General features: G+C 51.8%; 20 protein-coding genes. 9 read left to right on the top strand and 11 right to left on the bottom strand.

Going from position 1 to position 19,107, the window contains the following annotated elements; translation table 11 throughout:
- The first annotated feature begins 33 nt into the window (after positions 1 to 33).
- Together EYC87_RS03405 and EYC87_RS03400 are read left to right on the top strand one after the other, a co-directional pair.
- Positions 34 to 867, top strand: a complete 834-nt coding sequence (locus EYC87_RS03405) for a CvfB family protein (protein WP_279251620.1) — start codon at positions 34 to 36, stop codon at positions 865 to 867.
- Between the two features lie 65 nt (positions 868 to 932).
- Entirely contained in the window at positions 933 to 1,535 is a 603-nt protein-coding gene (locus EYC87_RS03400) for a hypothetical protein (RefSeq protein WP_279251619.1), read from the top strand.
- Between the two features lie 63 nt (positions 1,536 to 1,598).
- Here EYC87_RS03400 and EYC87_RS03395 read toward each other — a convergent pair whose 3' ends face one another.
- The 4 genes from EYC87_RS03395 to EYC87_RS03380 all read right to left on the bottom strand — a co-directional run bounded on the left by EYC87_RS03395 (position 1,599) and on the right by EYC87_RS03380 (position 5,259).
- On the bottom strand, positions 1,599 to 1,808 hold the full coding sequence (locus EYC87_RS03395) for a cold-shock protein (RefSeq protein WP_279251618.1): 210 nt from the start codon (positions 1,806 to 1,808) through the stop codon (positions 1,599 to 1,601).
- Positions 1,809 to 2,125: 317 nt separating this feature from the next.
- Positions 2,126 to 2,827 (bottom strand): sulfite exporter TauE/SafE family protein, encoded by a 702-nt coding sequence (locus EYC87_RS03390; RefSeq protein ID WP_279251899.1) that lies wholly within the window; start codon positions 2,825 to 2,827, stop codon positions 2,126 to 2,128.
- A gap of 70 nt (positions 2,828 to 2,897) precedes the next feature.
- Positions 2,898 to 3,749 carry a type 1 glutamine amidotransferase domain-containing protein gene (locus EYC87_RS03385; protein WP_341474968.1) on the bottom strand — a complete coding sequence of 284 codons (852 nt, stop codon included), beginning with the start codon at positions 3,747 to 3,749 and terminating at the stop codon, positions 2,898 to 2,900.
- Between the two features lie 34 nt (positions 3,750 to 3,783).
- A complete protein-coding gene (locus EYC87_RS03380) occupies positions 3,784 to 5,259 on the bottom strand; it encodes a M20 family peptidase (RefSeq protein ID WP_279251617.1) in 1,476 nt (491 codons plus the stop codon).
- A 113-nt stretch (positions 5,260 to 5,372) separates the two neighbouring features.
- On the opposite strand from EYC87_RS03380, the gene EYC87_RS03375 reads away from it, so the two are divergent.
- On the top strand, positions 5,373 to 6,443 hold the full coding sequence (locus EYC87_RS03375) for a ribonuclease Z (RefSeq protein ID WP_279251616.1): 1,071 nt from the start codon (positions 5,373 to 5,375) through the stop codon (positions 6,441 to 6,443).
- Positions 6,444 to 6,517: 74 nt separating this feature from the next.
- Here the strand turns inward: EYC87_RS03375 and EYC87_RS03370 are convergent, their stop codons facing one another.
- Complete coding sequence (locus EYC87_RS03370; protein WP_040540043.1) at positions 6,518 to 6,808, bottom strand: putative quinol monooxygenase; 291 nt, start codon at positions 6,806 to 6,808, stop codon at positions 6,518 to 6,520.
- Positions 6,809 to 7,181: 373 nt separating this feature from the next.
- Between EYC87_RS03370 and EYC87_RS03365 the strand changes: the two genes are divergently transcribed.
- On the top strand, positions 7,182 to 8,708 hold the full coding sequence (locus tag EYC87_RS03365; RefSeq protein ID WP_279251615.1) for a WS/DGAT/MGAT family O-acyltransferase: 1,527 nt from the start codon (positions 7,182 to 7,184) through the stop codon (positions 8,706 to 8,708).
- Between the two features lie 39 nt (positions 8,709 to 8,747).
- On the opposite strand, the gene EYC87_RS03360 is transcribed toward EYC87_RS03365, so the two are convergent.
- The 3 genes from EYC87_RS03360 to EYC87_RS03350 are packed head-to-tail and all read right to left on the bottom strand — an operon-like array spanning position 8,748 to position 11,584.
- Positions 8,748 to 9,560, bottom strand: coding sequence for an enoyl-CoA hydratase-related protein (locus EYC87_RS03360; RefSeq protein WP_007227232.1), 813 nt, complete (start codon positions 9,558 to 9,560; stop codon positions 8,748 to 8,750).
- Positions 9,561 to 9,603: 43 nt separating this feature from the next.
- On the bottom strand, positions 9,604 to 10,974 hold the full coding sequence (locus EYC87_RS03355) for a DsbA family protein (protein ID WP_007227436.1): 1,371 nt from the start codon (positions 10,972 to 10,974) through the stop codon (positions 9,604 to 9,606).
- A gap of 22 nt (positions 10,975 to 10,996) precedes the next feature.
- Complete coding sequence (locus EYC87_RS03350) at positions 10,997 to 11,584, bottom strand: TetR/AcrR family transcriptional regulator (RefSeq protein WP_040540041.1); 588 nt, start codon at positions 11,582 to 11,584, stop codon at positions 10,997 to 10,999.
- A 78-nt stretch (positions 11,585 to 11,662) separates the two neighbouring features.
- Here EYC87_RS03350 and EYC87_RS03345 point away from each other — a divergent pair, with 78 nt between their 5' ends.
- Entirely contained in the window at positions 11,663 to 12,838 is a 1,176-nt protein-coding gene (locus tag EYC87_RS03345; protein ID WP_279251614.1) for a glutathione S-transferase C-terminal domain-containing protein, read from the top strand.
- A 50-nt stretch (positions 12,839 to 12,888) separates the two neighbouring features.
- On the opposite strand, the gene EYC87_RS03340 is transcribed toward EYC87_RS03345, so the two are convergent.
- Positions 12,889 to 13,860, bottom strand: coding sequence for an NAD(P)H-dependent flavin oxidoreductase (locus EYC87_RS03340; RefSeq protein WP_007227591.1), 972 nt, complete (start codon positions 13,858 to 13,860; stop codon positions 12,889 to 12,891).
- An 85-nt stretch (positions 13,861 to 13,945) separates the two neighbouring features.
- Positions 13,946 to 14,584 carry a glutathione S-transferase family protein gene (locus tag EYC87_RS03335; protein WP_279251613.1) on the bottom strand — a complete coding sequence of 213 codons (639 nt, stop codon included), beginning with the start codon at positions 14,582 to 14,584 and terminating at the stop codon, positions 13,946 to 13,948.
- 173 nt (positions 14,585 to 14,757) lie between these two features.
- Between EYC87_RS03335 and EYC87_RS03330 the strand changes: the two genes are divergently transcribed.
- From EYC87_RS03330 to EYC87_RS03320, 3 genes are all read left to right on the top strand, one after another.
- A complete protein-coding gene (locus EYC87_RS03330) occupies positions 14,758 to 15,306 on the top strand; it encodes a DUF2058 domain-containing protein (protein ID WP_007227442.1) in 549 nt (182 codons plus the stop codon).
- A gap of 18 nt (positions 15,307 to 15,324) precedes the next feature.
- Positions 15,325 to 15,489 carry a hypothetical protein gene (locus EYC87_RS03325; RefSeq protein ID WP_279251612.1) on the top strand — a complete coding sequence of 55 codons (165 nt, stop codon included), beginning with the start codon at positions 15,325 to 15,327 and terminating at the stop codon, positions 15,487 to 15,489.
- Positions 15,490 to 15,858: 369 nt separating this feature from the next.
- Complete coding sequence (locus tag EYC87_RS03320) at positions 15,859 to 16,638, top strand: SDR family NAD(P)-dependent oxidoreductase (protein ID WP_040539816.1); 780 nt, start codon at positions 15,859 to 15,861, stop codon at positions 16,636 to 16,638.
- 30 nt (positions 16,639 to 16,668) lie between these two features.
- On the opposite strand, the gene EYC87_RS03315 is transcribed toward EYC87_RS03320, so the two are convergent.
- Positions 16,669 to 18,015, bottom strand: coding sequence for an MFS transporter (locus EYC87_RS03315; RefSeq protein WP_279251611.1), 1,347 nt, complete (start codon positions 18,013 to 18,015; stop codon positions 16,669 to 16,671).
- 199 nt (positions 18,016 to 18,214) lie between these two features.
- Between EYC87_RS03315 and EYC87_RS03310 the strand changes: the two genes are divergently transcribed.
- A complete protein-coding gene (locus EYC87_RS03310; protein WP_279251610.1) occupies positions 18,215 to 19,075 on the top strand; it encodes an LLM class F420-dependent oxidoreductase in 861 nt (286 codons plus the stop codon).
- Positions 19,076 to 19,107: the final 32 nt, after the last annotated feature.

The following is a 19,107-nucleotide window of genomic DNA, read 5'->3' as shown; positions in this document are numbered from 1 at the left end:
AATAGCTTCGCTACGCGCAACAGGTAACCATTCATGCTAGAGATCGGCAAATGTCAAAAGCTCCAGATGCTAGAAAAAGGGGCCTATGGAGTTATTCTCGATGGCAAAGATCGAGGCCGCCTTTTGCTCCCACTGAGCCAGTGTCCGGACAATGCAGCTCCCGGCGATGAGCTGGAGGTTTTTGTGTATCTGGACAGCGAAGGCGACCCGGTTCCGACAACGCATCGCCCCGCAGCAGAACTTGGACAAGTCGCCTGGCTGGAGGTCGTGAGCCTAAGTACCGTAGGCGCTTTCGTTAACTGGGGGCTGAGCAAGGACCTGTTTATTCCTTTCGCTGAACAACAGCACAAACTCATCGAAGGGCGGCACACCCTTGTTAAGGTCTACCTGGATAATCAAGGAAGATTAGCAGGTTCCACCCGCGTTGATCACTGGATTAAAGACGACTCTCAGGGCTTTAAGCGGGGAGACAAAGTAAAACTGATCATTGCCGATCGCACTGAGCTGGGATTCAAGGCCATTGTAAATCACCAATACTGGGGGTTGCTTTACAGCAATGAGCTGTTCCAAAAATTACGCAAGGGGCAGCAGATTGAAGGATACATCAAGCAGGCACGAGACGATGGCAGATTGGACCTGACACTCACCAAACCCGGATTTAGCAAAGATAGAATTAAGAACGTTAATGATGCGATACTCGCGGCATTGGAGGACAATGACGGCTTTATCACGGTGACCGATAAGAGTCCTCCTGAAGAAATTTCTGCAGCATTCGGAGTGAGCAAAAAAGTTTTCAAACAAGCGGTTGGCTCACTCTACAAACAACGTCTAATTTCACTTGAGAAAAGCGGCATTCGAAAAAACTAGCCACTCAGGCCATGGCGAACCGGCAATAATGAGGCAGCAACATCAAAACCACGATACTAATAAACATGCTTCTGATGATATTTCTCGCCGGTTGCAGCAGCAATAAAGCCACTGTCGAAAAGTCCTGGGTCGACCCAAGCGTGCATACTAAAGACCTGCACGGCGTGCTAGTTGTCGCTATTGCCACAACATTTGAAGGCAGACAGGCCTTCGAGCAAGAGTTTACTCAGGCACTGGTAAAAGAGGGCATACATGCAATTGCCAGCTATACACTCATGGGTGGCACGGAAATCACCAAGGAAGACGCGGCAGCTATGGCGACAAAGGCCGAAGTTGATACGGTGCTGGTCAGTCTGTTTGCAGGACGAGATGAGAGCGCGGTGCTTCATCCGGGCCGCAAATATTACAGATACGCGCCAGTCTACGGCGGTGGATACTATGGTCGAGGCAGAGTTTATGGCGTTCCCTACCAGGTTGGCCAAACCTCTGACTTCTGGGCAGAACACAAATCCATACACCTAACTGCCCAGCTGTATGAAATCAAAACCGAGAAGCGGTTGTGGCAGGTGAATTCAGGCATGGAGGAGCAAAGCGATGTCGCCAGCATGCGCTCAGCGTTCATCAAATCATTTATGAAGGATTTATCAGACCAAGGCTTTGTCGACTAAATCCAGATATAAAAAAAGGGCGAGCCACGAATGACTTGCCCTTCTCTTCAATCGAGTCAATTGTTAGATAGCAACAATGTTCTCGGCTTGGGGACCTTTCTGACCGTCGGTGACGGTGAACTCTACTGCTTGACCTTCTGCCAGCGTCTTGAATCCGTCACCAGCAATTGCACTGAAGTGTGCAAAAACGTCGGGACCAGACTGCTGCTCAATAAAACCAAAACCTTTAGATTCGTTAAACCACTTAACGGTTCCCTTAACTCTTTCAGACATAATATTAACCATAACTTGTGAATTTTGTGTAAGCCCAATTGGACTTGATAGCATGAAGAGTCGACTTGAATTTAGAAACTGCAGTACGAGGTTTTACAAACGAGAACAGCGTGTGAAGCTTAAATAATAAATTCGATTTCAGGCTACGCCGGACTTTACCGAACTTGTAACAGGAAGTCGAGCATAGATTAAACTCTTTTTTTATCCCCTGGGACCGTCTCAGTGGCAGCGAATCGACACTGCAGGGCTGGGTGCAAGCAACCAGTGGGCATCAAAAAACGACACCGCTGCCGGCGAAGACGAACCTTTTCCACACTCTATAATAGGGCTCTCAGAGTGATAGACACGCCGAGGGCGGCGAGTGCCAAGAGTGCCACCTTTCGGTAAAGACTCCGACCGTAGCGATCAAAAAGGCGACTGCCAAGCCAGTCTCCCCCTACAAGAGCCGGCATGCTTAAAAGGTAATATTTCACAGATTGTAACTCTATGACGCCTGCCACGGCATAGGCGATCAGCGCAAATGCCGACGACGCCAAAAAAAAGGCCATGAGTAATGCTCGACTGCGGATAGGATCTAATTCAGTGAGCATCGCATAAATAATAATGGGTGGCCCCGGAATAGCCAGAGCACCGTTCATCAAACCGGACAACAAACCCGCCAACCAGGACAACCCCCGCACATGCAAAGACACTGGGGTCCCCGAAGCCATAAGACCCATGCAGGCGATAAGCACCGCGACTCCAACGCACAGTTGAAACAATTCAGCGGGTATTAACTTCAGGATAAATACGCCCAGTACCGTGCCAGCGGCAGACATTAGTAGCAACGGCTTGATTTCCCCTAGACTAATGACCGAGGAAAAGCTGCGTACAGTCAGCAGGCTCAACGTGAACGCCATCGCCGAGCTCAACACGACTACCTCGACGGGCGGCATAAACAAGGCCAGCACTGGCACCGCCACCAGGGCGAAACCAAAACCGCTGAACGAACGAAGTACTGTCGCAGCAAATACCGCAATCCAAATCGTTAATAGCAGCGACCAATCGATATAAACTCTCCGTTTAAACCACGGTATTGCTTAGCTCAGGCTACTTACGCTCAGCGAGGATTCTCATCATGTTTTGAGCCGTCTCGTGACCCGAGTTTTGGTTTTGGCCGGTGACGAATCGCTTTTCATCATCCACGGTGACATGGGTAGCAAAGAAATCGCGGAACGCTGTCTGACTTTCAAATTGGACGCCGGCTTTTCGTAACTCTGTCTCGGGATGCAATGGCGTCATATTGATACCCAACTCCTTGATTTGTTTATCGGTAACGCCCGTCATTTTTCGCCCCGAGATCAACAGCTTCCCATTGCGATCCTTGGCATTGATAAGTCCAAGCACCCCATGACATACGCCACCAATTACGGGGACCCGATTGCTGTAAAAGGCCTGCGTCACCTGGCTGGCCAAGGCTTCTGATTGGCCAAGATCGTAAGCAGCACCCCATCCACCCGACATAAAAATAACGTCATAAAGTGACATATCGACGTCATCAATTTTCAACGAATTTTTTACTTTGGCCTGAAAGACCTGGTCCTTCAGGTACCTGGTGTCCTCGGGTGTTTTCACCATGTACATGAAGCTCTGTGGATCGACCGGAATCTCACCTCCTTTGATACTCGCAATATCCACATTCATTCCCGCATCCAGGAAGTTGTAATAAGGATGAGTCATCTCTGAGCCAAAAACTCCAGTCGCAGCGCCCTCAGTCTCACCGGTCGCCGACAACACACCATGACTCGTCGTAATGACCAGTGCACGCTTACCGGGTAGTTCTACTCTTAGGCCGTTATACACCGGGTGCAAACCACTCTTGTGTAAAATAGTCGGCAGCGCCAAAAGTACAACCGCAACCAAAGCGATGATCACCATCATTATCCTGACTAACCTATTCACTTAAACACCTCCTGTTAAATAATCTCGTAACGCATTAGGGGCGGATACCCGCCGACTCTTTAATCAATTGGTAATAAGCACCGGTGCCGGCGACAAGGTTATCAATCGAAATACGTTCATTTTTGCCATGGAAACCAGAGGCCTCCGTGGGGGCAATTTTCATCAAGTTGATTCGATAGGCATTGTCTGCCACTTTGCCATAGTGTTTGGAGTCAGTTCCCGCCACGGTAATCCCCGGTGCAACGATTATGTCGCCATAAATCTGTTTAGCCGCTCGACTAATGACTTGGTAACCCTCTGCAGCACTTGAAGAAATACCTGATGCTGGCGAACGGAGTCCACCCTCTGACACGCTCACCTCCACCCGCTCGTCGCCAATGGCCGAAACAACATGTGCCACCACCTGTGCAACGGTGTCACGTGGGTGTAGACGAAAATTTACAATGGCAGTTGCAGTAGGCGGTATCACGTTAGGTTTTATCCCCGCCCGCAGCTGCGTAGGAGCAGTCGTCGTTCGAATGAGAGCATCCATCCGGGCATCTTTACTCAATACTAATTCCAAGAGCGAGCCGAAAAGCCAACGATTTGCAAGCACAAGACGGGGAGCGAAAGGAAGATATCGTCCCATAATATCGAAGCTTTCCGCGCTAAGCCCCTCCAAGTCGCCCGGCAGTGGATGCCGCCGCAGGTTCACCAGTGCTTGAGCAAGAATATCCGTAGCAAGCTCCGCCGCCGGCATTGAAGAGTGGCCACCGGGACCGTGCGCAACCAATTCGAGCGTGACATAACCTTTTTCAGCTACGTTGATCAAGGCGACCGGCTTATCTATTCCAGGTAAAACACCTTCGACAATAAAAGACCCTTCATCTATCGACCAGGCCAATTGCACCCCTTGTTCACTGAGGTATTCAACCACACCGGCGGCTCCCTTATTGCCACCCGTTTCTTCATCGTGGCCAAAACTGAAGTACACAGTCCGTGTCGGCTTGAAACCCTGACTTAACAGCAAACTGGCTGCCTCATACATAACGATAACGGCACTTTTATCATCCAGCGCACCGCGACCCCAGACATAACCTTCGGCCACTTCGCCGCTAAACGGTGGATGTTGCCAATCTCCTTCCGAGCCCGGCACCACCGGAACCACATCATAATGCGCTGTTAGCAAAATCGGCTTCAGAGCGGGGTCACTGCCTTGCCAACGCAGCAAAATCGTGTGCTCCGCAATCATTTGCAGATCCATGGCTTTATAGACCAGCGGATAGGTTTGTTCAGCCCAGGCAACAAACTTTCTGAAAGGACGATACTCTTGCGTGGCCTCATTTCCGGTGGCGATAGTAGGGAAACGGATAGCCTGCGCCAAATGCGCAGTAACCTTCTGGGCATCCACTGCCACCGATTCACGCGCTACCTTGTCGCCTTCATCCGGGACGAAAAGCAGCGTATTCAAAACCAGAAAGATCGCTAGAAGTAACGTCGCTGCCACTATTACCTTCATAACAGGCTTCATTTTTCGTTCCTCCTGCAGGTCGCGCAGTTATACGTCCATACTTATGGCATTTATAATGCCATAAGTGTACCATTAATTTTGTCAACACACATCAATCTGGCAGAGTACGCATTATGAGGAAAGTTTTTATCGCCCTGGCGGCTATTGCCGCACTTGCAGCAGTCGCCTATAGCCAGCGAGCCCTGATCGCCGAACGCGCTATGGAAAAAGCCCTTCCAAGCAGAATGGGCGCCAACCTACTAGACCAACTACCAGATGGCCTCCACGTCGGCCTTTGCGGTGCAGGCGGCCCTATGCCCTCTCCTGTAGCCTCCGGACCCTGTGTTGTAGTGGCGGCCGGACAGCGGCTATTCATGATTGACAGCGGCACCAATGGCGTTCGGAATTTGGCACGCATGGGCTTTCAACCAGGAACGCTTGAAGCTGTGTTCCTTACTCACTTCCACTCAGACCACCTTGACGGGCTGGGCGAGACCGGCACTATTCGCTGGGCTGGCGGAGACAATACCAAACCACTGCCCGTGTATGGGCCCAAGGGCATCAAAAAGGTCGTCAGGGGCTTCAACCTTGCCTACTCACAAGATTTTACTTATCGCCACGATCACCACGGCGATACTGTGGCTCCGCTTAGTGGCGCCGGGCTAAAGGCCATGCAGTTTAACAAGCCGCCCATAGGTGAATTAACAGCGCTAATATCGGACGGTCAGCTGAAGGTTGAGGCACTAGCGGTAGATCATGCGCCTGTTGAGCCCGCTGTCGGCTATCGCTTTAGCTATAAAGGTCGTTCATTACTGATTACTGGCGATACCGTAAAGTCTGCCAATATCGAAAAATTCGCCACCGGTGTTGATGTACTGGTGCACGAGGGACTGGCGCCAAACCTGGTCAACATGATGCACGACGCAGCGGTTGAAACCGGAAACCAGATCATGGCCAAGATCACCTACGATGTCCTCGACTATCACGCCAGTCCTGTGGAAGCAGCAGAGACTGCGCGTGATGCAGGCGTGGGTCACTTGATCTATTACCACATTGTTCCACCATTGATAATTCCAGGACAAGAACTGCTATACCTCAATGGCGCCCAGGACATTTTCCCGAACTACACCCTGGGTCAAGATGGGGTTCTATTCTCTCTGCCTGCAAATTCTGATGAAATTGTGAAAGTCAGCGATGGTCTCTAGTTCAAATCAACGATTGCCCATCCGGGATAAAAAAACGGTCTTAACGACCGCTTTTTTATGCACCGGGACACAACTTACACAGCATCTAGTAACTCTATGTCTGGCGCAGCTGCAACCAATCCAGCGAGCTTTTCATTCGCTTGCCGAAAGTAGTCTGACTGACCGTGCTCGGCGAGAGCAGCCGGGCCTACGTACTGCTCCATCACCTTATAGACCTGGGGGTCAGATTTGCTGCGATGCAATGCGTAAAAAACATTTCCCGATTCATTGGCGCGAACCTGCTCGGTAAGTTCCAAAAAAATACGCTCAAACTCTTCGTTCTTGCCCTCTTGCACAGTGATTGTCGCCAGTACACCTATGGCCATGATTGTTCCTTTATTAAAATGGGGTCGGTTAATAACCGGAATCATGTCGTTATTTGGGCCGTATGTAAAGATTCCAGCCATGAAGATAGCTTTCAACGACACAACCCCTATCTTTTGCTCTGGGAAGCGCTGTCGCAATTATTTCCGATCATGCCGAACCAAAAATACTCCGCATGGGACTGATACATGAGGTATGACCGCTGTTAAGAAGGGAGTAATAACAGCGTTTAACAAGATTAGACCCACAAAGCTTAGGTATCTGCTATCCATAGCGCAGCCGAGTCGCTAACATAAATGAAGAAATTCGTGACTGCACACAAAGACATGGAATACGGTCTAAACTTCAGACAGCTAAAGTGACAGAGAAAAAGTAATGAAAAAATTGAGTATGGTCGACAAAGGCTTCCTGGTGAGCGAAAAAAGGGAGATGCCGATGCACGTAGGTGGGGTCAGTCTTTACACCTTGCCCGGCGGCGCCGACGAGCAGGAATTCCTGCATGACCTGGCCAACAACATGCGCAACGCACAGTCACTCTTACCGCCTTTTGGTGACCGCCTTAAGACGGGACCCGCGGGCTTAGCCGGCAGTGCCTACTGGGAGCCAGATGCCTCGATGGACATGGACTATCATATTCGCCACTCGGCGCTACCCAGGCCCGGGAGATACCGCGAGCTATTCACCCTTGTTTCGCGTCTGCACAGCACCCTACTGGACCGCAATCGACCGCTTTGGGAAATGCACATGATCGAAGGCCTAGAGGATCGCCAATTCGCTGTCTACACCAAAACCCATCACGCTGCCGTCGACGGCGCTCGCTCGGTGCACCTGTCACGGAGCATGCTCTCAGCTGATCCTGATTACAGATTGGATGAGTCTCCCCTTTCACTGGCCACCTGGGAGAAATACAAAGACAGTCTTAAATTGGGCCGCAAACCTGCACACAGTGATGAAGAGCTTCGCAATGTAGCCGATGTGCTTAAAGCCACATTCGACAGTGGCACCAATGTCTATCACGCCCTAAAAGGATTCGCGGGTGCCTGGGCGGGTCGGGGCGGCGACCTGTCGCTGCCGCATCTTCATGTACCAAGCAGCGCCATTAATGTTCCTATCGATAGCGCGCGACGGTTTGTTGCCCAGTCCTGGCCCTTTGCCAGAATTCGGGCCGTAGCCAAGGCCTTCGACGGCACCTTTAATGACGCCGTCCTGGGCATGTGTGCCGGCGCACTCAGGCAATACCTGCAAACTCATGCTGAACTCCCCAGTGAGTCACTGAAAACCCTGGTGCCGGTATCGCTGCGCAAAGCGGGCGACCTCGATGCCTCGAATGCGGTGGCCGCAATCAGCGTTGATCTGGCGACTAATATCGCCGATCCGATAGAGCGCATCACAGCCATTCAGGCTTCAATTAATGCGGGTAAGAACTATTATAGCGATATGTCTTCAACTGAAACTGAACTGATCAGCATGCTGATGCAATCGCCTGCCATGCTGCTAATGCCTCTGGGGCTGATATCAAAACTACCGCCCTATAACCTGACAATTTCTAATGTTCCAGGCATCCAACAAACCATGTATTGGAACGGTGCCAAACTTAACGGCGCTTATCCCCTGTCCATTGTCACTGACGGTATGGCAATGAATATCACCTTACTGACCAATAACGACAACGTGGACTTTGGAATCATCGCCTGCCGCCGATCGATACCCAACGTTCAACGTATGATTGACTACATGGAGGAAGCACTGCAGGAGCTGGAAGACGCAGTGGGCCTGAAAGCAAAACCGACCGTAGCGAAAAAACGTGCCTCTGCGACGAAAGCCAAGGCCAGGCCTAAGACAAGAGCCAACAGCAAGAGCCGACCAAAGGATAAGCCGACGCCCAAATCCAGAAAAAATTAGTATCGCTTTTGCTGCCCTGCGCGGGACATTTACCCAGCCTTAAGAGCCAGTAAATTTTGCGGGGCGTTTTTCCATAAAGGCCATCATAGCTTCTTGCATATCGCTGGAGTTCAGAGATGTCATCATGGTCCACATTCCATTCAACAGCAGGCTTTGTTCTGTCGTCATGTCTTCTCCCTGTTGCAGAATAAACTTGGTGCCGCGAACAGCAAGCGGGGCATTTGCAGCGATCTCACGCGCCATTGCAACCGCAGCCGCATAAACAGAGTCGGCATCTGGAAAGACATCGTTCACTAATCCAATTTTTTCTGCCCTGGCGGCGCTAATATCCTTGCCGGTGTAGACCAATTCAGCCACATGGCCGTCACCCACAACGCCAGGTAAACGCTGGAGAGTACCCACATCCGCAACGATGCCAATTTTAGTCTCACGCACACCGAAAGAGGCATCCTCTGCTGCCAGGCGAATATCGCAGGCGGTTGCGAGGTCAACGCCCGCGCCGAGGCAGTATGAATGAATCGACGCGATAACCGGCACCGGGCAATCTGCAACAGCGCTGATGGCTTTCTGGCACAGCTGGGTATGAGTGAGCTGTTGCAGACAACTACTGGCTGTAGACAAATCTAGCACATTAGCAAAAGATCCCAAGTCAATACCGACACAAAAGTTCTTTCCTCGCCCCGCAATAACCAAGGCTCGAATATCATCGTTGTTGCCGACAACCTCCAGCGCTGTTACAAAGTCAGCCCACATTTGCGATGAAATTGCATTCATCTTCTCAGGCCTGTCCAACCACAGAGTCGCAATATTCTCGTCGACTTCCAGGGTCAAGGTAGAACACGAAAAGCCCATACTTATCTCCATTTTTGCATTAATTTGACTGTCAGCCAGCCGACTATCGGTTGGCCAGCTGACGCTGAATCTCTCTGGAGAATAGCCACAGTCGGTCTTGTCCCCACAGCGATAAAATTGAATTGCCCTGCTCATCGAGCAATCTGAAGCTGGGCACGCCCCATAGCCCGGCGTCGTACATAGCCAAACGATTATTCTCTAATAACTCTTCCCAACCGCCTGTTCCTATGTGTTTTTTTGCTTCTGCCCAATTAAGCCCCGCGTTCTCTACCACTTTTTTCAAACCGCGATCGCTATTGGTATTCACGCCTTGGACGAATGCAGCTCGCAAGAAAGAAGACAGTAATTGAGTACCCCTGCCTTGTTCACAGGCCCATGGATACATTGAGTAGCAACGCCTGACCGGCTCGCCGATGGGGTCATAAAAATTGCCGTAGGGCACACCCGCTTCACTGGCTTCCCGAACCGTATCGGAAAATATGTACATGCCCTTTTCTCTCGTTGCCGGCACACCACGCATCACCATAGGCAACACCGGCCTCACAGCGAGTTTTACCCCAGTATCTTGCGCCAGCTTCACGGCGCGATCAAAAGCGATAGAGGTATAGGGGCTTCGCAGTGATGGAAAAACTTCAAGAGTCAAACTACCATTATCCCTGAGCTCACCGGTCTCGACGGCAGGACGAGGCAGTACCATAGGCTGCCCTTGTTCTCGGTCTACCCCTAACCCGGCGAGTCTTTTCTCGAGATGGTACAGCCTGTCTACTCCCCAGTACCACTCTTCACCGTAATAGAACATGGCACCGGAATAATGCTTCAACCTAGATCGCCTTGCGGTACCGACATCGAGTTTCCTGGCAAGCTCATCGTCAGTCGCGCGACCGAGATTGTCAGCGAGAGATAGTAAACGGGCCTCGTCACGCGACCACAGTGCGTCACCGACGTGAGCGGCACACTCGATAAAATCTGCCGATGTCTGCGCAGCCAGGATAGACGATGCCAGCTTGACCAGTGAAGGTTCCGGTGCGTCTTCATGCTGTGGAAAATTCAAACTGTAGTCAGCCGCTACCTGAAAGGCATCATAGCGAGACAAACGCAATAGTAGTTCAGGCTCAGCCGAATTCTTACCCTGTGGGCCCATCACTAGATGGCATATTAACTCAATGTCATAACGCTCAGAGAACGCCTGTAGAACTTGTGATGCAAGATGGCTGTAGCCGTCTTCCACGTAATGGAAGTATTCAACAACATGTCCCATGCCAGATTTGACGCGCTGCTTTTCGACTTTCTTTCGACGCTTTACAACATTTTCTGTACCGCAGATACGTCTGACCACTCTGGAAGTTAACCAGCGCATTAGTGGGCTGGGATCCATGGTGGCGGCTCCACCCTGCTCCTCAAACTCTTCGGTCATATGCACTCTCTCCAACCGAAGCTCACTGCTGTATCAACACCAGCAGCAGGTCAAAAATAATCGCTATAGCCGCCGCTTTGCTCAAACCCTGGTGATAACGCAGCCGATGCCACATCTCGAATGAAGCGATAGCATCCACCGCTTCCCGCTGGCCACGAGATAATGCGTTCAACTCTGGAAGCCAGTCATTAAGGTCTATACGCAAACCCCGTTGATAACGGGCATAGTTTTTTTTGAGCACTGCCGATCGCCATAACTGCGCTGAAGTTGATAGTATTGTGTTGGTTTCTGCCTCGTATCCATCTGCATGCCGCTCGACTGCATGCAGAATACGATCTGCGAGTGACCCGTCTCTGTCTCCGCCAAGGAAGCGCGCCTCAATTGCATTGCGACTTTGCTCATCAACGGCGTTAAAGAGTGTATCCATGTCGGCGAAGTGCCTGAAAAATGAGCGTATTCCAACGCCTGCGTGCTCCGCAATTGCCTGCGCAGTCGGTATCAGATTACCCTCATTCATAAGATAAAGCGCGGCCTCAATAATAGCCTGACGGCTACGCTCACTGCGCATACGGCGACCATCAGCAGTCTCAGCTGTGTCCGTTTCCGACATCGTATTGGCCCACCCATTTTCTTTATTCGACATATAATGGCACTATATGCGCCATATTAATACACTAATTAAAGCAATATGAGCAAAATTACTTTCTGGGGCTTAACGGCCTCACCTTTTCAGTTAAAGATGCAGGCTCTGGCGGATTATTCCCGACTCAGCTGGCAGCGCTGGCCTGACCAATGCGGTAGGTTTCAGTCGTTGCGTGCAATGGTGCAACTCGGTAGCGCTAAACGCCGAGCTAGGGTCAAACGCTATCCACATAGTGTTTCCACTTTAGACGAGTACCCCGCCGTTCCTTACTACAGCCTTAATAACGGGGAATTTTTCTACGACTCCAGCGCATTGGCCAGACACCTTGACGCACTCGGCGCATCTAACCAACCCCTGGTGCCCAAGACGCAGGATCTGGGTTTTATCTGCCAGTTAATTGATGAAGCCTTCGATGAGTTTGGCTTGTACATGGTGCATCACAACCGCTGGGTGACGTCGGCCGGTACTAATCGCATGGGTGAAATGACAGTTAATGAATTGCGTGGCGCCATACCAAACTTCTTTCGAGCGCGCTTGGCGCGTAAGTTGGCAGCACGTCAGGTAAGACGCTTACCGTACCTGTTCAGCATCGCACCTTGCGGGTTTGATGCTGAGCTAACGCCCGCAATCACTCCGCCATCGCGCGAGGGGTTTCCTGAGACCCACTCCATGCTCAATCAAGCCTGGAAAATGTACCTGGCAGCACTGGATCATCTACTAGCCGCTCAACCCTATCTTCTTGGCGATCGTTTTACGCTAGCGGACGCCAGCGCCTATGGCCAATTGAGCATGAACCTGGTCGACGGACGCGCAGCAGAGCTGTTGCAGGAACTCGCACCACGCGTTTACAAGTGGCTCTGCTTTATTCGCGATGGCGACCATGCCCAGAGCAATGGTGATTTATACCTCAGTGAGGATCTGAACCTTTTGCTTGACTGCATCAAGGCGACCTTCATTCCCCTGATGCAGCAAAACAATAGGGCTTACCTACAGGCAGTCAACCGTGGCCAGTCGCTATTTAATGAAACCGCCTTCGACCTTAACCAAGCCCTTTATGACGGTGAGTTGCTGGGCTCTGAATTTCGCAGTGTCGCTAAAACCTTCCAGGTGAGCACATGGCACGAATTATGTGAAAAATGGCAAGACCTTGACACTGATGTGCAGGACTCACTGCAGACTTTGTATCCGCAGTTGAAAGGCGAGATATTCGAGAAAGCATAGGCGCCTGATAGGCTATCAGGCGCCTCTGAAACGTGGGCTACATTAGCAGCCTATCCAGCTACCATTCCGGCCAGGCGATCACAAATAATCGCTTCTGCGTCAGACATAATATTCTTGACCAGTTCTTCACAGGTGGGAATATCATGTATCAATCCGCCGCACATCCCAACGGTTACCATCCCTGCATCAATGTCACCGGTACTCCATGCCTTCTCTTGATTTGCACCAGAGACCAGGTGATGCACTTGTCCGAAGTCACCACCTGCCGCTTCAATCTCGGCAACCTCGTCGGCAATGGTATTCTTGTAGACTCGAGCCGTGTTGCGGTAGCTCCGAAAAATCAGTCGTGTCTGGTTCTCATCCATCTCCACAACTTTCTGCTTAATACCTTCATGGATAGGCGCTTCCTGGGTGACCAAAAAACGAGTACCCATATTGATACCTTCACAACCTAGGGACAAGGCGGCAGCTAATCCGCGACCATCAGCGATACCTCCCGAGGCAAGCACGGGTATACTCAGGGCCTGCGTTGCCGCAGGGAATAGCACCAGGCCGCCTACATCCTGTTCTCCTGGGTGACCTGCGCACTCAAAACCATCGATGCTGACCACGTCAACACCAATACGCTCGGCCTTCAGCGCGTGGCGTACAGCCACACACTTATGAACCACCTTGATGCCCGCAGCTTTGAAGCGCTCCATGAAGGGCTCCGGGCTGCGACCGGCAGTTTCCACGATTTTAACGCCGCTATTGATGATGACATCGACGTAATCATCGTAATTGATTTCGCTGGCGACCACGCCGACTGTAAGGTTTACGGCAAATGGTTTACTGGTTAACGACTGACACTTGGCGATTTCGGCGGCCAGACCCTCAGGAGTCGGTTGGGTCAATGCGGTCATTACACCCAGAGCACCGGCGTTAGACGCAGCTGCTGCGAGCTCAGCGGTACCGACACGCATCATGCCGCCGCAAATAATCGGGGTTTCAATACCCAGCATTTCCGTTATTCGGGTCTTCATTTTTCCGTACTCCTTGTTAAAAAGATTAACTAATAAAAGCGCCAGCTTACTATTATGACAGTTTTAGTGTCAATATCCGCGGTCATCAGAGCCCGAGCATTTTGGCCTCGGACTGCAACAGCGGAGCTACAATTTCGTGAGTCCTAACCCGGGCACAAAAGGCCGCAAACTGCGGCCAACGCTCCTGATCAACTTCGTAGCCGGCATAACCAGCATTGACGAACGGAGATGCCAAAGCGAGATCAGCGACACCCAGCGAGTCAAACAGGAAGCCCTCTGGCGGCACCTGTGACTCGAGATAGTCCAGCATAGGAGGCAATTGGTTATTAATAATCGACTCTACCAGGGCATCATCAGGCTCTTGTTTAAGCATCATTGGTCGCATGAAACGCTGGAAAAATATCCCCCCAGCCATTTCTGTCACTTTAGAACCGCCCAGTTCCTCGTACCAGCGAGCGCGAGTGCGCTCACGCAGACTTTCAGGATAAGCGGGGTGGGTGGGATAGGCTTCTTCCAGGTATTGGCAGATGACTTTGGAGTCAGCCACGCTTAGATCTCCATCCTCCAGCGCAGGAATTTTTCCCAAAGGACTGATTTTTCTAAAGTCCGGGTCATCGACGAAAGGCATTTGCGGAATATGCTCAAAAGGCAGCTGCTTAATCGACAGGACTGCAAGCACCTTGCGTACATAGGGGGAGGCAGAAGCGCCGTATAGCTTTATCATGACCTTAGGTTATCCAGCAGAAACAGGGGCGCCTACTTTACTGTTCCAAAATGGAATCTTCCAGCAGTATCTCAGTTGAGGATTGACAGGCCGAGCCCGCAGTCTCTTAATGCACGACGTAGTCAGATAAATCACCGGGCGATTATAGGCCCGACCGCACGAAGGACCCATATATGGCTGGTTCGCTGAAGGATCAATTGCTCAAAGCAGGACTGACGGATGAGAAGAAAGCCCGTCAGATGGAAAAGGAAAAGCGCAAACAGGTCAGGGTTGCCAAGAGCTCAGGCCTGGAAGTCGTTGACGAGAACAGGGAAGCAGCGCGCAAAGCGCTGCAGGAAAACGCACAAAGAGATCGTGAGCTCAACCAGGCCCTCAATAGCAAGGCCCAACGTAAGGCTATTAATGCCCAGATCAAGCAGCTGATAGAAATCAACAAAATTGCCAAAGGCAAGGGTGACATTGGTTTTAATTTTACTGACGGCACCAGAGTCAAAAAGATTTACGTCACTCCGGCGGATCAAAAACAGTTATCGGCTGGTCGTCTGGGAATCGTTAAGCAGGGGGATCAGTATGAAGTGGTGCCCTGGCCGGTGGCAGAAAAAATCGCTGAACGTGACCCTGGCAGGGTGATAGATTGCAAAGACAGCAGTGAGCCAGCGCTTAATGAGGAAGAAAAAGATTGGTACAAAGACTACGACATTCCGGATGATCTCATGTGGTGAACAACATGGATCAATTCTATGTTGCCACTCATCAACCCGGTACCGAACACCCCACTCTCCCCACATTGGGCCAGCAAAGCCATGGGGTTCCTCACGGACGTAGCTGTATCCCTACCCCGACACATTCGTCATAACGGCAATCTCGTCTGGGTGGCAGTAGCCGGATCATTGACCGGGAGCTAGAGTGCAATGCTTATCCTGATCGTTACAGCCAGACTACTTTTCTCATTTTCCTAAGCAACAGCTTTGTCGGTGGGGCGACTCGCTTCCTGATAAACGCCAACAATCATGGCTTTACCCGCCCGTCGCGGTGACTCTTTTTGCGAGGCCGACATAGAAACGCCGGCCGGCGGAGTTTTGTGCTTCCCTCACGGTCACCATCCGCAACATTGCGCGCACAGCTCGGAGCCCATTGAAAAGGTATCAAATATATTATTCGTACCGATACTCTCTGCGGGCTTGAGGGTTGAAGCGAGTGTCTTGACAGGCCTCACCCCCTGACCCAACATGCAACCCCCAACAACAATATTCCATTCAAGAGGAAATTTAGTTATGCCACGTATGAACCTGGAAGGAAGCTCATCCATCGTGACCGGCGGTGCTTCCGGCATCGGTGAAGCTTGCGCCCGCCAATTGTCTGAAGCCGGCTCTAAGGTTGTCATTGCCGACCTTAACGAGGAGCGCGGCAAGCAAATCGCCGACGAAATTGGCGGTGTTTTCGCCAAATGCGATGTCACCAATACAGACGATGCCGATGCCGCCGTTGCGACTGCGGTTGCGCTTGCCCCACTGCGTGCCTGCGTCAACTCGGCTGGTTTAGGCGCCCCTGGCCGTACCATTGACCGCAGCAATGTTCCATTGGACCTGGACAAGTTCAGCTTCGTTATCAAGGTCAATCTGATCGGTACTTTTAATGTGCTCAGTCGTGCTGCAGCCGCTATGGCACAGCAAGAGCCCCTGGATGAGGATGGCAGCCGCGGCGTTATCGTAAACATGGCCTCTTGCGCGGCCTTCGATGGCCAGATCGGCCAGGCATCGTACTCTGCATCCAAAGGCGGTGTCGTTGGAATGACGCTGCCTATCGCCCGTGACCTGAGCGCAGTAGGTGTTCGCGTCAATACGATTGCACCCGGCCTGATAGACACCCCAATCTATGGAGAAGGTGAGCATTCAGACGCATTCAAGGCCCACCTTGGCCAATCTGTATTGTTTCCGAAAAGGTTAGGCAGCGGCGAAGAACTCGCCTTTGCGGTGATGGAATGCATTACCAACCCCTACCTGAATGCCGAAGTCATACGCCTGGATGGCGGCATTCGCATGCCTCCCAAGTAACTGACTTAACGGATAACCGGGCGAGACCAGCTAATGCGGTTGGTCGACGCCCCGGAATCTGGCCCAGATCACCCCGAAACAAGCCAAACAGGCAATGCCAGCCATGACCCACACCAGGCCCAGAGAATAGGCAAAGCCTACACCTGCCTGTTCACCATGGTTAATAATCGCACCGCCGACACCCGCAGCTAGTCCAATCGCTAACGATCCAGCGATACCGTTTGCTGTTGAGGTTGCTCCCTCCTCCCCTTCACGGGTGTAATCCATTGTTGCGCTGACCACCGTGTTAAAGGAAATCCCCATGCCCACACCGGCAACAGCCCAGGCGGGATAGACCACCCAATAGGGCACTTGCGGAAGTAACAGCGAAGCTGCCGCGGCAACGCTTAGAGTTGTAATACACATACCCAGAAAAAGAGAATAAAAGAGGCTAACTCTAGTACACAGCCACGCTTGAAAAAATGAGGCGGCGACCCAGGTGATGGCGCAGCTGGTAAATGCCAACCCCGTCACCGAACTGCTAAGTCCCCTAAACTCAATCATAATCAAAGGCATGAAAAGTTCCGCCGCGTAGAACGCATAAAACAACCAAAAGTGCAGCATTACCGCAGCGGCCAATCCTACTCTGGCGGTGGCAAAACCTGGCGGCATTACCTTCAGGAAGGGACGCCAGACCAGGGCAACAGAAAGTGGCAGCAGAATCAGCCAAAACCAGTTCAACGGTTGTGCTATTACAGTAACAAAAAGACCAGCACCACCGGCAATGCGCAACGCCCTGCCTATGGCTCTGCGCGAATCCTGACTGCCCGGCGCTGGTGTTTTGTTTAGCGGCTTAAGCCTCGGGTATAGCAGAATGCCTGCGATCAGCACAAACGGTAGCTGCGCAATGAACACCCAGTGCCAATTCAGGTAATCGACAATGTATCCACCGATTGCAGGCGCAAGCAGAGAAGGAATCAGCCAGGCCGAGTCCAGCCATGCGACCATGCGCGGCCGCTGATCTTTGGGAAGTACAATATTTGTGATCGCATAAGCCACGGTAAAGCTGATACCACCACCAAACCCTTGAATAACTCTTGCAGCGACGAACTCCCACATGTTGCTAGCCAGCGTTGCCAGAATAAGACCAACCGCAAACAAGCTGTAGCCGACAACGAAAATACGCAAGGGGCCACGACGATCAATACTACTGCCGGCCCAGACCACGCTAACCAGGCCGGCGAGTATGTAACTGGCAAGCGTCACTCCATACCAATCACCGCCGCCCAAGTCACGGGCGATGGTAGGCAATGCAATGGCGATAACCAGCTCATCGAAAGCATGAAGGGATACTGCCAGGATAAGACCTAGCTGTAACGAGCGCGCGGGTGCCGACAATTCAGGGTCCTCACTTTTGTGTGACACTATGCGGGAGCATCAATCTGGCTGAATCTCGCAACCCCCCAGCTGGGTATATTCACCCATCACATGAAGCGCATGCAATCATCATGCGCTTTATTTTCGCCAATGGGCATTTTATGATGTTCGCTTAGTTTACCGGGGCACCCGGTCTCTTCAGTATCACAGGAGCTGCACCATGAAATTCGGCCTGATTCCCATCAATATCGGCATGGACTCACTGGAAAGTCTGGTCGGACTCGCCCAATACGCTGAATCCCTGGATTTCGAGTCCCTGTGGACGTTCGAACATGTCATGGTACCCGTCGAGTATGAGTCGAAGTACCCTTACAGCAAGGATGGCAAAATGGGCGGCGGTTCTGACAACCCCTTCCTCGACCCCCTCATTGCGCTGACTGCCGTGGCCGCTCACACCAAAACAGTGCGCCTGGGCACCGGTGTCAATATCCTGTCGCAAGCAAATCCCCTTCTTTTGGCCAAACAGGCGGCGAGCCTGGACGTTCTCTCTGGTGGCCGTTTTATGCTTGGGGCAGGCATTGGCTGGCTAAAAGAGGAATTCGATGCGATGGGCGTCCCTTTTGAACGACGCGGCGCCCGCTATGACGATTATCTGATAGCGATGCGCAAAGTCTGGTCGGGCGAAGTTGTGGAGCACCAGAGTGATTTTATCAACTGGTCAGGATTCCAGAGTTACCCCTTACCAAAACAGGAGGGAGGCGTTCCCATTATTATCGGCGGGCACAAGGGCAAGGCCTTCGAGCGGATCGCAAAACTGGGAGATGGTTGGTTTGCCCCTACCAACGACGCTGCGGGACTGACTCCACTGTTGGAGCGACTTAAGGCCGCATGCGATGACGCTGGGCGCGACTACAACAGCGTAGAAATCACTTCCATGTGGGACTATAAGGGCGGTCTGGAAGCGGTCAAAGCGTTTGAGGACATCGGTGTCTCTCGTTTAATCGTACCTTTGTTTACACTGGGTCGTGATCCTGTTGCCGGCATCGGCAAGCTCAGCGAAGACATTATTGCCAAGCATTAAGTAGGGCCGCAGTATTGTGCTTGTGCTGACAT

Source organism: Candidatus Seongchinamella marina (assembly GCF_026262685.1).
Classification (GTDB): Bacteria; Pseudomonadota; Gammaproteobacteria; order Pseudomonadales; family Halieaceae; genus Halioglobus; species Halioglobus marinus.
The sequence above is the reverse complement of the archived record's forward strand: the minus strand, read 5'-3'. Positions and strand labels throughout refer to the sequence as shown.